The organism is Streptomyces sp. NPDC046379 (assembly GCF_055587785.1).
In genome coordinates, this window is the sequence record NZ_JBVJFP010000045.1 from 1 (window position 1) to 11,866 (window position 11,866).

Genomic DNA, 11,866 nt, shown 5'->3' on the forward strand with positions numbered 1-11,866 from the left:
TACTTCTCCAGCAGCTGGTGGCGGCCCTTGACGTACGAGGGGTCGGCGAGGGCCTTGTCGACCTCGAAGTGATCGCCCCAGCAGGCCAGTTCGAGGCCTTCGAAGCCGGCGTCGCTGGCGATTCGGCAGACCTCCTCCAGGGGAAGGTCCGCCCACTGGCCGGTGAAGAGGGTGAAACGGTGGGTCATGGCAGGCGTCCTTGTCAGTCTTCGAAGGTGGGCACGGCGGTGTAGACGCTGTCCTTGGAGGCGCTCTCCTCGACAGCGGCGAGCACCCGCTGCACCTGCAGTCCGTCGGCGAACGACGGGGAGGGGTGGGTGCCGTCGGCGATGGCGTGAACGAGGTCGCGGGCCTGGTGGACGAACGCGTGCTCGTAACCGAGCCCGTGACCGGGCGGCCACCAGGCAGCCACGTAGGGGTGATCGGGCTCGGTCACCAGGATGCGGCGGAAGCCGGCGTGGGCGCCGGGCTCGGTGCCGTCGAAGAAGTGCAACTCGTTGAGACGTTCGAGGTCGAAGAGGAGCGAGCCGCGCTCACCGTTGATCTCGATCTGCATCGCGTTCTTGCGGCCGGGGGCGAAGCGGGTGGCCTCGAAGGAGGCGAGCGCGCCGGACGGGAAGCGGCCGGTGAACAGGGCGGCGTCATCCACGGTGACCTGGCCGCGGCCGGCTCCCGCGGAGGCGCTCAGTCCCGCCGACGCGGTGGCGAGCAGAGGGCGTTCGGGCACGAAGGTCGTCATGTGCGCGGAGACACCGGCGAGGGGCTCGCCCACCAGGTGCTGGGCCAGGTCCACGAGGTGGGAGCCGAGATCGCCCAGGGCGCCGGACCCGGCCGACTCGCGCTTCAGCCGCCAGGTGAGGGGGAAGTCGGGATCGACGAGCCAGTCCTGGAGGTAGGCGAGGCGGACGTGCCGGATCTTGCCGAGCCTGCCTTCCTCGATCATGGAGTGGGCCAGGGAAAGGGCGGGCGTACGGCGGTAGTTGAAGCCGACCATCGCGATCCGGCCGGGGTTGCGTTCCGCGGCGGCGACCATGGCCTCGGCCTCCTCGACCGTGTTGGCCAGAGGCTTCTCGCACAGCACGTGCTTGCCGGCGTCCAGCGCGGCGATGGCGATCTCCGCATGACTTTCGCCCGGGGTGCAGATGTCGATGACGTCGATGTCGTCGCGGGCGATCAACTGGCGCCAGTCGGTCTCGACGGACGACCAGCCCAGCTTGTCGGCGGCGGCGCGCGCCGCCTGCTGGTTCCGGCCGCACACGGCGGCGAGATGCGGCTCGAGCGGCAGGTCGAAGGCTCGGCCGGCCGTACGCCAGCCCTGCGAGTGGACGGCACCCATGAAGGCGTAGCCGATGAGGCCGATCCCGAGACGCGGCCTGTGGGCGACGGTGGATTCCATATGAGTGAATTCTCCTTGAGCAGGCCGGGGTGAGCGCGGCGCACCGCGCTCACCCCGGCCTCAGCGACGGTGAGGGCGAATCCTTGGAGCGGCTTACTTGAACCCGGTCGACATGTAGCGGTCGACGTTCTCCCTGTCGACGACGGCCGAGTACAGCGCGATGGAGGAGGGAATCTCGAACTCCGCGAGTCCGCCGAGCCCCTTGCTCTGTCCCAGCGCCCGCGCCAGGTCGATCGCGGAGGCGGCCATGGTGGGCGGGTACAGGACGGTCGCCTTGAGGACGCCGCTGTCGGCCTTGATGGCCTGGAAGGCGGCGAGCGAGCCCGCCCCGCCGACCATGAGGAAGTCGTCGCGCCCGGCCTGCTCGATGGCGCGCAGGGCGCCGATGCCCTGGTCGTCGTCGTGGTTCCAGAGGGCGTCGAACTTCGACTGCGCCTGCAGCAACTGGGCCATCTTGGCCTGCCCGGACTCGACGGTGAACTCGGCGGCCTGGCGGGCGACCTTCTTGATGTTGGGGTAGTTCTTCAGCGCGTCGTCGAAGCCCTGGGTGCGCTGCTTGGTCAGCTCCAGGTTGTCGAGACCGGCGAGTTCGATCACACGGGCGTTCGGCTTGTCCTTGAGCTTCTCGCCGATGTAGTGCCCGGCGTTCAGGCCCATGCCGTAGTTGTCGCCGCCGATCCAGCAGCGGTAGGCCTGGGGGCTGTTGAAGATGCGGTCCAGGTTGACGACCGGGATGCCGGCCCGCATGGCCTTGAGCCCGACCTGGGTGAGGGCCTTGCCGTCGGCGGGCAGGATCACCAGCACGTCGACCTTCTTGTTGATGAGGGTCTCGATCTGGCCGATCTGCTGGGCGGTGTCGTTGGAGCCCTCGGTGATCTCCAGGGTGACGTCCTTGTAGCTCTCGGCGCGCTCCCGGGCGTTGACATTGATGGCGTTGAGCCAGCCGTGGTCGGCCTGGGGTCCGGCGAAGCCGATGGTGACCGGCTTGCCGGGCTTGTCGTTGGAGGCGGGCGCCTGCGCGGCGCCGCTCTTGGCGCCGCCGGTTTCGTTCGAGGTACAGGCGGTGAGCATGGCGCCGGCCGAGACGGCGGCGGTGCCGAGGAGCAGTCTTCTGCGGGAGGGGTTCATTTCCTGAGCCATGGTGGTGCTTCTCCTTGCGGTGGCGCTCTACTCGTGGGCGGTGCGGCGCTGGATGAGGACGGCGACGACGATGATCGCGCCCTTGGCGATCTGCTGGGTCGCGGTCTGGAGGTTGTTGAGGGCGAAGATGTTGGTGATCGTGGTGAAGATCAGGACGCCGAGCACGGAGCCGGTGATGTTGCCGCGCCCGCCGCTGAGCAGGGTGCCGCCGATGATCACGGCGGCGATGGCGTCGAGTTCGTAGAGGTTGCCGTTGGTGTTCTGGCCGGAGCCGGACAGGATGATCAGCAGGAAGGCGGCGATGCCGCAGCACAGTCCGGACAGCAGGTAGAGATACAGACGCTGGCGCCGCACGTCGATGCCGGCGAGCCGGGCGGCTTCGGGGTTGCCGCCGATGGCGACGGTGCGCCGCCCGAACGTCGTGCGGTTGAGCAGCAGCCACCCGATGACGCCGACGACCGCGAAGACGATCACGAGCGGCGGCACACCGAGGACGTACGCGTCCTTCTCGCCCAGATCGAGGATTTCTGGGATGGTGACGATCTGGGTGCGGCCGTCCGTGATCTGCAGGGCGAGGCCACGGGCGGAGGCGAACATGGCCAGGGTGGCGATGAACGCGACCATCCTGCCGTAGGCGATGAGGACGCCGTTGACCAGGCCGCAGCCCAGGCCCACGGCTATGGCGGTGAACAGGACCCCGGCGAACCCGTACTCCTGCGTCGCGACCGTGGTCGCCCAGACCGAGGCCAGCGCCACGATCGCGCCGACCGACAGGTCGATCCCTCCGCCGATGATCACGAAGGCCATGCCGACGGTCACCACGCCGATCACCGACGCCTGGGTGAGCACGAGTTGGAGATTGCTCACGGCGAGGAACTCGTCCGGCTTGGTGACACCGCCGACGATCACGAGGATCGCGAGCACGCCGAGCAGCGACAGCGTGCGCACGTCGAGCCGGAGGCCGAGTGCGGGCCGGCGCCGTGGCGGCGGGGCGGAAGCGGACTTCTCGGCCGCGGATACGGCCGCGGACTGCGTCATGATGCGTGGTTCCCTTCAAGTACGAGATCGAGTACGCGGTGTTCGTCCAGTTCGCGTGCGGGGGAGGTGTGCACGACGCGTCCTTCGCGGAGGACGAGGACGCGGTCGGCGAGGCCCAGTACCTCCGGGATCTCGCTGGAGACCACGAGGACGGCCAGGCCCTCGTCGGCCAAGCGCCGGATCACGGCGTACAGCTCGACGCGAGCTCCGATGTCGACACCGCGGGTGGGTTCGTCCAGTAGGAGGACGCGGCATCCCCGGAGCAGCCAACGGGCCAGGACGGCCTTCTGCTGATTGCCGCCGGAGAGGTTCTTGACCTGGGTGTCCGTGTTGTCCGGGCGGAGCACCAGGTCACGCGTCACCTCCTGAGCCGCGGCACGCTCCGCCGTCCGGTCGATCCATCCGAGGCGGGAGAATCGGCTGAGGGTGGAGACCGAGACGTTGCGGGTGACGGACTCCAGCATCAGCAGCGCCTGTGCCTTGCGCTCCTCGGGAGCCAGACCGATCCCCGCGCGAACGGCGGCCCGCACGTCGCCTGGCCGGACCTCCTCGCCGTCCACGAACACCTGGCCGGACGTGGGCCGGCGGGCCCCGTACACGGTCTCCAGGATCTCGGTACGGCCGGACCCCACCAGGCCTGCCAGCCCGACGATCTCCCCGGGCCGGACCTCGAGGTCCAGCGACTCGAACTCGCCCTGACGGCAGAGTCCCTGCACTCTCAGCACCGGCGGAACCTCGGAGGTCACCGGGTCGGCAGTACGAGGGGAGAAGGGGAACACGTGGTCGACGCTGCGGCCCGTCATCAGGGCGACGATGTCGCTGGTGGGCGTCGACCGGGTCGGCAGGCCGTCGGCGACGGACCGTCCGTCCTTGAGGACGGTCACACGGTCGCCGATCTGACGGATCTCCTCCAGGCGGTGCGAGATGTAGACGACGGCCACGCCGTCGGCCGTCAGCCTGTCGACGATGCGGAAGAGGTTGCGGACCTCGTCCGGGTCGAGAGCGGCCGAGGGCTCGTCCATCACGATCAGCCGTGCGTCGTGGGACAGCGCGCGGGCCATCGAGACGATCTGCTGCTGCGCGGCCGAGAGATCGGCGACCGGCGCCGCCGGATCGATCTCGGGGTGGCCCAGCCGCGCCAGCAGGGCGGCGGCGCTCTCCCGGGCGACCCGGGGGCGCACGACGAACCCAGCGCGCGTCGGTTCATGACCGAGGGTGATGTTCTCCGCCACGGACAGGTGCTCGACGAGGTCGAGCTCCTGATAGATGGTCGCGATGCCGAGGCGCATGGCGTCGACCGGGGACTTGAACCGCGTGGGATTGCCCTGCCAGACGATCTCGCCGTCGTCCGGCTGATGAGCACCTGCCAGGACCTTGATCAGGGTGGACTTTCCCGCGCCGTTCTGGCCGAGGAGGCAATGGACCTCGCCCTCGTTGACCGAGAGGTCGACGCCGGCGAGAGCACGGACGCCCGGGAAGGACTTGGTGATCCCGGTCATCCTGAGCAGCGGAGCCGGTACGCCGGCTGGTTTGCTGAGATGGGTTGTTGGCGGCATGGGATGGATCCTCGGTTCGGTGGGACTCAAGGGTCGGGCGCTGCTGTTCTTCGTGGCCGGTGCGGACGTCGTGCGAGGCGCGTGGCAGGTGCTCTGGCGCCCGACGGCTCGCGGAGCCCGGTCGTGGTGGTGGCCGGGCGGTGGCCGAGGCGCCCCACCGTCCGCGGGGCTGCGACGGTGGGGCGGGTCCGGGCGGCGTCGAGCCGGGAGGACGGGCCCTGCCGGCGATCGGACCGGCTGCTGCGGCGGCCTGCCCGGGCCGGCCGGTGACGGCGTCACCGGACACGTCGTGAGCGAGCGCGGCATCTCCGACGCGGGCTTTCAGGAAGCCGGGGTCACGGCCGTACGGCTGTCCGCGGGGATCGACCCGGTCGCGGCCGATGTCACGGGTGGTCCGTGGCGTAAGCCCTGATGGGCGTTGGTCGGCCAAGCCGTCGTGCGCCTCATGTCGCCCTCCTGCCGCCGACCCGTCTTCCGTTCCTGGCGCGGTGAAACCTAGCAGCGTTTTTTTGGTCAGGGAAGAACTTAAGGCAACGGAACAGTCACTTTCGACGAAGAAAAGACAAAGCCCTGGCTCCGGTGCAGTCGGAGTGGATTGCTCCGCTTGACGCTCGGGGGAGTGCCTGCCGGTGGGCGGACAACCGGGACTTTGTCCTATGTCGAGCGAAAGTTAAGTCTTCTGCTGCACAAGGTCTTTCACGTCATGCAGAAGCGGGCTATGTTCACCGTCGACTCACTCGAAGGTTGGTGCATCGCGACGGATGCCGGCCTTCCCGCTCCGGCACGGAGGACGACCCGGTGTATCGACGACACACGGGGAAGCGCCTGGACGCCGAACCGCATCCGGGGCGCGGAACCCGGCTCCGTCCGTGGACCTCCCACGGTGAGGGGCAGCCGGCAGTGCTGAACATCGCTCCTGCCCCGTACGTCCCAGACCCCCTGGCCCAGGACCCCTCTCCGCCTGCAACAGGCGCGTCCTGGGCCAGGGCGCCGGCCCGCTGCCGGGCGTCCCGCGTGCCCGGTGGCTCCGGCGCCATGAACGGGTCCGTGCCGAGCGTGGAGTCACCGCCCTCGGCACGGACCATCCACTCATCACACGCACAGGAACAGCAAGGAGGCGCTCGCGATGACAGCGTCGACACGGGCAGTGCCACGTACGGGAGTCTGGCTGATCGGAGCGCGCGGCTCCGTCGCCACCACAGTGGTCGCCGGATGCGCGGCCGTCGCGGGCGGGCTGCAGCCGGCCGTCGGGATGGTGACCCAGAGTCCGCGCTTCGCCGGCTGCGGTCTGCCGGAGCCGGGGTCGCTGGTCTTCGGCGGCCACGACGTCGTCTCCTGCCCGCTCCCGAAACGGGCCGAGCAACTCGCCGCACAAGGTGTCCTCCCGTACGACCTGCCTGCGGCCGTGGGCGGTGAACTCGCGGCCGCGGACGCCGAGATCCGGATCGGTGGCCCGCTCGCGGCCGATCCGCGCAGCGACGATGCGCTGATCAGCCAGTTCGCAGCGGACATCGATTCCTTCCGGACGCGGAACAACCTGGCCCGGTGCGTGGTGGTCAACGTCGCGTCCACCGAGCCGGCGGTCCGCGAAAGGGACGGGCGGCTGCCGGCCAGCTCCCTGTACGCCGCCGCGGCACTGGGCGCCGGCGCCTCGTACGTCAACTTCACTCCGTCGACCGGACTGCACCATCCGGCGTTCTCCGGACCGTACGACGTTCCGGTCGCCGGGCGGGACGGCAAGACGGGGCAGACGATGCTGCGCTCGGTGCTGGGCCCGATGTTCGCGCAGCGTGCGCTCACCGTACGGTCCTGGTCGGGAACGAACCTGCTGGGCGGCGGCGACGGCGCGGCGCTCGCCGACCCGGCCGCCGCCGCCGCGAAGAACGCGGGGAAGGAGCGGGTTCTCGCCGACACCCTGGGCATGACCCCCGAGGGCGTGGTGCACATCGACGACGTGCCGTCCATGGGCGACTGGAAGACGGCCTGGGACCACGTCGTCTTCGAGGGTTTCCTCGGCGCGCGGATGGTGCTCCAGACCATCTGGCAGGGGTGCGACTCGGCCCTCGCGGCACCGCTCGTGCTGGACCTGGCCCGACTCGTCGCCCGCGCGCACGAAGCGGGACTCGCCGGCCCCTTGCCCGAGTTGGCCTTCTATTTCAAGGACCCCGCTCCGGGAGCCCCTTCGTCGCTCGCCGAACAGTACACGGCGCTGCTCGACTTCGCGGAGCGGCTGCGGGTGGCGGGGACATGAGCGCAGTGCGCGACTGGGCCCGGCTGCTCCGGGTCTCGGCACTGTTCACGGTCCCCGGGGACGCGCTCGCCGGGGCGGCGGCAGCCGGTGTGCGCGTCGACCGACGTGCGATGCTCGCCGTCGGATGCTCCCTGTGCCTCTACGAGGCGGGCATGGCCCTGAACGACTGGGCGGACCAGGACGAGGACGCGCGCGAGCGTCCGGACCGGCCCCTCCCGTCGGGTCGGATACGCCCGGCGGCCGCTCTGGGAGCGGCCATCGGGCTGACGGGGGCCGGCCTGGTGCTGGCGGCGCGCGCGGGCCGACCGGCGGCCACGGTCGCCGGGGCGCTGGCCGCCACCGTCTGGGCGTACGACCTGAGGCTCAAGCACACGTTCGCGGGACCGGCGGCCATGGCCGCCGCCCGGGGCCTGGACCTGCTGCTGGGCGCGGTTGCGGCCGGAGGACGCGCCCGGCCCGCCGTGCTCCTTTCCGCGGCCGCTCTCGCCGCACACACCTACGCCGTGACTCAGGTCTCCCGGAACGAGACGACTGGCAGTTCCGGCGCTGCTCCCCTCGCCGCGCTGGCGACGAGCTTCGTCATCGGCGGGGGCATCGGGTGGGAGAGTTTCCGCAGCCTGCGCGGGCCGGACGCCGTGAGTGGACCGGACGTGGTGGGACGAGCGGTCCTGACCGCACCCGAGCATCGGGCGATCGCTCCGAGCAGCGGCGAGTCGGCACGAGGCCGAAGCCCGTCGCACGCCCTCACCGTCCTCGCCCTCGCCCTCGGCTATGGCGCGACGGCCACCCGTCCGTACGCGCATGCCGTCCTCAACTCCTCACCCGCCCTCACTCGGCGCGCGGTGCGAGGCGGACTCGGCGCGGTCATCCCCCTCCAGGCAGTTCTCGCCGCCCGCGCCGGTTCCCCGGTGCTCGGCGGGGCGGTCATGGCGCTGCTGCCGATGGCACGCCGCTTCTCCCGGAAGGTGAGCCCGACATGACCCTGCGCCTGGCCTACGGGACCAATGGCCTCACGGACCTGCGGCTGAACGATGCGCTGTTCCTTCTCGCCGATCTGGGCTACGACGGGGTCGGTCTCACACTCGACCACATGCACCTCGACCCCGTGGCGGAGAATCTGAGCGTCCGTGCCGGACGCCTGTCCCGCACGCTGGCGCGGCTGGGACTGACGGTGACCGTCGAAACCGGCGGACGCTACGTCCTCGACCCGCGCCGCAAGCACGGCCCGTCGCTCCTGGACCCGGATCCGGACGGTCGCGCTGCCCGGGCCCGGTTCCTGGTGCGCGCCGTGCAGGCCGCCGGTGACCTGGAGGCGCACGCGGTGCACTGCTTCAGCGGTGTCCTCCCCGAAGGCCTCGACCGGGACACGGCCTGGGAGCGGCTCGCCGACGAACTGGCGCCGGTCCTCGCCGCGGCGCAGAGCCTGGGGGTTCCGCTCGCCGTGGAACCCGAGCCCGGACATCTGCTGGCGACCCTGGAGGACTTCCACCGCCTGCGCCGCCTGCTCGGCAGTCCGGATGCGCTCGGTCTGACCCTGGACATCGGCCACTGCCAGTGTCTGGAAGCGGCGTCTCCCGCCGAGTGCGTCCGGGCGTCGGCGCCGTGGGTGCGTCACGTCCAGATCGAGGACATGCGCCGCGCCGTCCACGAACATCTCCCGTTCGGGGAGGGCGAGATCGACTTCCCGCCGGTCCTCGAGGCGCTCAGCGATCTCACGCGGTCCGGCTACCGGGGCCTGGTCACCGTGGAGCTGCCGCGGCACTCCCACGCCGGCCCGGGGCTCGCCGAGGCATCCCTCCGCTTTCTGCGCGGCCTCGAGAAAGGAGCACGCGCATGACGCCATCGCTGACCGGCGATCTCGCCGTCCTGTGGGAACGCCTCGACGCCCCGGCCCGGGCCTGGCTGGCGAACGCGGTACTCGACGTCGCCGCTGCGGACCAGGTGTCACGACGCCCCGTGTCCCTTCTGGAACTGCGCTTCGCGGAGGCAGGCCGGCACTGCGGGAGTCTCGAGGACGTCGCCCGCGTCCTTCTCCTGCACGCGGCACAGCCGGACGTGGGCGCCCTGACCCGGATGTACACGCGCAGTTCCGGCTCCGAACGCCGGGCCGTGCTGCACGCCCTGCCGTTCCTCGTGCCGGGTCCGGACGCCCTCCCGCTGGTCGAGGACGCCCTGCGCACCAACGACACCCGGCTCGTCGCCGCCGCCGTCGGCCCGTACGCCGCCCGGCACCTGGACGCCCACGGCTGGCGGCACGCCGTCCTGAAGTGCCTGTTCACCGGGGTGCCCCTCGCCGAGGTGTCGGGCCTTGAGCGTCGCGCGGCCGGAGACGGCGAACTGGCACGCATGCTCACCGACTTCGCGGCCGAGCGCCGTGCGGCGGGGCGCCCCGTCCCGGCGGACCTCGACCGCGCCCTGCGCCTCACCACCCAGGACTTCTGATGCGTATCTTCGATCCCCACATCCACATGACGTCGCGGACCACCGACGACTACGAGGCGATGTACGCCGCGGGCGTGCGCGCGGTGGTGGAGCCGTCGTTCTGGCTGGGCCAGCCCCGGACCTCGCCGGCCAGCTTCCTGGACTACTTCGACTCCCTGCTGGGCTGGGAGCCCTTCCGCGCCGCCCAGTACGGCATCGCCCACCACTGCACGGTCGCCCTGAACCCCAAGGAGGCCAACGACCCGCGCTGCGTGCCGGTGCTGGACGAGCTGCCCCGCTATCTGGTCAAGGACCAGGTCGTCGCCGTCGGGGAGATCGGCTACGACTCGATGACCCCGGCCGAGGACACCGCGCTGGCCGCGCAGCTGCAGCTGGCCGCCGACCACGGTCTGCCCGCCCTGGTGCACACCCCGCACCGCGACAAGCTCGCCGGACTGCGCCGCACCCTCGACGTGGTGCGCGAGTCCGACCTGCCGGTGGAGCGGGTGCTGGTGGACCACCTGAACGAGACCACGGTCGAGGAGGCCAGGGACAGCGGCTGCTGGCTGGGTTTCTCCGTCTATCCGGACACCAAGATGGACGAGGAGCGGATGGTCGCCGTTCTGCGCGCGTACGGGCCGGAGCGGGTGCTGGTCAACTCCGCCGCGGACTGGGGCCGCAGCGACCCGCTGAAGACCCGCAGGGTCGGCGACCTGATGCTGGCCGAGGGTTTCTCCGAGGACGACGTCGACCGGGTGCTGTGGCGCAACCCCGTCGATTTCTACGGGCTCAGCGGGCGGCTGAACCTCTCCGTCGCCGAGACGGGCGCCACCCACGAGGGCAACTCCATTCTGCGCGGCGGGGAGTGAGCGATGCGCTTCCGCCATCCGGACGGCACCACCGTCCATCTCGCCTACTGCACCAACGTGCACCCCGCCGAGACCCTCGACGGCGTCCTCGCCCAGCTCCGGGACCACTGCGAACCCGTCCGTCTCCGTCTCGGCCGCGACCGCCTCGGCATCGGCCTGTGGCTTGCCAGAGACGCGGCCCGCACGATGATCAACGACCCCTCCGCCTTGCGGGCCCTTCGCGCGGAGCTGAAGCACCGACGCCTGGAGGTCGTCACCCTCAACGGCTTCCCCTACGAGGGCTTCGGCGCCGGCGAGGTCAAGTACCGCGTCTACAAGCCCGACTGGGCGGACCCCGAACGCCTCCAGTACACCGCCGATCTGGCCCGCCTGCTGACCGAACTCCTGCCGGACGACGTCGCCGAGGGCAGCATCTCCACCCTCCCGCTCGCCTGGCGGACCTCGTACGACCATCCGTCAGCCGTGGTCGCCAAGCGGGCGCTCTCCTCCTTGGCCGAATTCCTCGACACCATGGAGCGGTTCACGGGACGGTCCATCCGCATCGGCCTGGAGCCGGAGCCGGGCTGCGCGGTGGAGACCACGGCCGATGCGATCGGCCCTCTCTCCGAAATCGGCCACGACCGGATCGGAGTCTGCGTCGACACCTGCCACCTCGCCACCTCCTTCGAAGTCCCGGCAACCGCGTTCGGCGCGCTGCAGGCCGCCGACATCCGCATCGTCAAGGCTCAGTTGTCGGCCGCCCTGCATGTACAGGAGCCGCACCTGCCCGAGGCGCGCCGGGCGCTGGCGGCCTTCGACGAGCCCCGCTTCCTGCACCAGACGCGGGTGAGGACGGAGACCGGACTGCGAGGCGTCGACGATGTGGGGGAGGCCCTGCGCCTGGGAGGCCTGCCGGTCGGCGCACCCTGGCGCGCCCACTTCCACATCCCCCTGCACGCGGTCTCCTCCGGGCCGTTGACCTCCACGCGACCTGCGCTTCAGGACTGCCTGACGCATCTGGTCGGCGGGCCCGTCGCGCGTACGCATCACTTGGAGGTCGAGACGTACACGTGGCAGGCCCTGCCGCCCTCGTTGCGACCGCTCGACCGTGCGGGCCTGAACGACGGCATCGCCGCCGAACTGACCCTCGCGCGTGACCTGCTGACCGATCTCGGCCTCAAGGAGCTGCCATGACCCGCCCCGAGGGCCCCACCCC

10 protein-coding genes and 1 pseudogene are annotated in these 11,866 nt (G+C 70.8%); 6 read left to right on the forward strand and 5 right to left on the reverse strand.

Translation table 11 applies throughout. The features are described from left to right. The 5 genes and pseudogenes from ACZ6KF_RS33515 to ACZ6KF_RS33535 all read right to left on the reverse strand — a co-directional run. Window positions 1-188: pseudogene (locus tag ACZ6KF_RS33515) on the reverse strand (sugar phosphate isomerase/epimerase); the annotation flags it as partial. Between the two features lie 14 nt (window positions 189-202). Continuing rightward, window positions 203-1,396 (reverse strand): Gfo/Idh/MocA family protein, encoded by a 1,194-nt coding sequence (locus ACZ6KF_RS33520; RefSeq protein ID WP_469160969.1) that lies wholly within the window; start codon window positions 1,394-1,396, stop codon window positions 203-205. A gap of 93 nt (window positions 1,397-1,489) precedes the next feature. Further along, window positions 1,490-2,536, reverse strand: coding sequence for a substrate-binding domain-containing protein (locus ACZ6KF_RS33525; protein ID WP_469160968.1), 1,047 nt, complete (start codon window positions 2,534-2,536; stop codon window positions 1,490-1,492). Between the two features lie 27 nt (window positions 2,537-2,563). After that, entirely contained in the window at window positions 2,564-3,574 is a 1,011-nt protein-coding gene (locus ACZ6KF_RS33530; protein WP_356637479.1) for an ABC transporter permease, read from the reverse strand. Then, on the reverse strand, window positions 3,571-5,073 hold the full coding sequence (locus tag ACZ6KF_RS33535) for a sugar ABC transporter ATP-binding protein (protein ID WP_356637476.1): 1,503 nt from the start codon (window positions 5,071-5,073) through the stop codon (window positions 3,571-3,573). Before ACZ6KF_RS33535 ends, ACZ6KF_RS33530 begins: the two co-directional genes overlap by 4 nt. A gap of 1,183 nt (window positions 5,074-6,256) precedes the next feature. Between ACZ6KF_RS33535 and ACZ6KF_RS33540 the strand changes: the two genes are divergently transcribed. Genes ACZ6KF_RS33540 through eboE form a run of 6 tightly spaced genes read left to right on the forward strand, consistent with a single transcriptional unit; the run spans window position 6,257 to window position 11,844 of the window. Next, on the forward strand, window positions 6,257-7,381 hold the full coding sequence (locus ACZ6KF_RS33540) for an inositol-3-phosphate synthase (RefSeq protein WP_356637475.1): 1,125 nt from the start codon (window positions 6,257-6,259) through the stop codon (window positions 7,379-7,381). Next, a complete protein-coding gene (locus ACZ6KF_RS33545; RefSeq protein ID WP_356637474.1) occupies window positions 7,378-8,361 on the forward strand; it encodes an SCO3242 family prenyltransferase in 984 nt (327 codons plus the stop codon). Before ACZ6KF_RS33540 ends, ACZ6KF_RS33545 begins: the two co-directional genes overlap by 4 nt. Next, complete coding sequence (locus ACZ6KF_RS33550; protein WP_469241952.1) at window positions 8,358-9,218, forward strand: sugar phosphate isomerase/epimerase family protein; 861 nt, start codon at window positions 8,358-8,360, stop codon at window positions 9,216-9,218. The genes ACZ6KF_RS33545 and ACZ6KF_RS33550 overlap by 4 nt, the downstream gene beginning before the upstream one ends. Next, window positions 9,215-9,823 carry an EboA domain-containing protein gene (locus ACZ6KF_RS33555; RefSeq protein WP_469241954.1) on the forward strand — a complete coding sequence of 203 codons (609 nt, stop codon included), beginning with the start codon at window positions 9,215-9,217 and terminating at the stop codon, window positions 9,821-9,823. The genes ACZ6KF_RS33550 and ACZ6KF_RS33555 overlap by 4 nt, the downstream gene beginning before the upstream one ends. Continuing rightward, window positions 9,823-10,671, forward strand: coding sequence for a TatD family hydrolase (locus ACZ6KF_RS33560; RefSeq protein WP_469159829.1), 849 nt, complete (start codon window positions 9,823-9,825; stop codon window positions 10,669-10,671). The genes ACZ6KF_RS33555 and ACZ6KF_RS33560 overlap by 1 nt, the downstream gene beginning before the upstream one ends. Window positions 10,672-10,674: 3 nt before the next feature. Further along, window positions 10,675-11,844 carry a metabolite traffic protein EboE gene (gene eboE / locus ACZ6KF_RS33565; RefSeq protein WP_356637589.1) on the forward strand — a complete coding sequence of 390 codons (1,170 nt, stop codon included), beginning with the start codon at window positions 10,675-10,677 and terminating at the stop codon, window positions 11,842-11,844. Window positions 11,845-11,866 lie beyond the last annotated feature (22 nt).

What these genes read in the sequence shown, in the direction of transcription:
- eboE (WP_356637589.1), top strand. Translation starts at nt 10,675, where the DNA reads ATGCGCTTCCGCCATCCGGACGGCACCACCGTCCATCTCGCCTACTGC.
- ACZ6KF_RS33545 (WP_356637474.1), top strand. Translation starts at nt 7,378, where the DNA reads ATGAGCGCAGTGCGCGACTGGGCCCGGCTGCTCCGGGTCTCGGCACTG.
- ACZ6KF_RS33540 (WP_356637475.1), top strand. Translation starts at nt 6,257, where the DNA reads ATGACAGCGTCGACACGGGCAGTGCCACGTACGGGAGTCTGGCTGATC.
- ACZ6KF_RS33520 (WP_469160969.1), bottom strand. Translation starts at nt 1,396, where the DNA reads ATGGAATCCACCGTCGCCCACAGGCCGCGTCTCGGGATCGGCCTCATC.
- ACZ6KF_RS33560 (WP_469159829.1), top strand. Translation starts at nt 9,823, where the DNA reads ATGCGTATCTTCGATCCCCACATCCACATGACGTCGCGGACCACCGAC.
- ACZ6KF_RS33525 (WP_469160968.1), bottom strand. Translation starts at nt 2,536, where the DNA reads ATGGCTCAGGAAATGAACCCCTCCCGCAGAAGACTGCTCCTCGGCACC.
- ACZ6KF_RS33550 (WP_469241952.1), top strand. Translation starts at nt 8,358, where the DNA reads ATGACCCTGCGCCTGGCCTACGGGACCAATGGCCTCACGGACCTGCGG.
- ACZ6KF_RS33530 (WP_356637479.1), bottom strand. Translation starts at nt 3,574, where the DNA reads ATGACGCAGTCCGCGGCCGTATCCGCGGCCGAGAAGTCCGCTTCCGCC.
- ACZ6KF_RS33535 (WP_356637476.1), bottom strand. Translation starts at nt 5,073, where the DNA reads ATGACCGGGATCACCAAGTCCTTCCCGGGCGTCCGTGCTCTCGCCGGC.
- ACZ6KF_RS33555 (WP_469241954.1), top strand. Translation starts at nt 9,215, where the DNA reads ATGACGCCATCGCTGACCGGCGATCTCGCCGTCCTGTGGGAACGCCTC.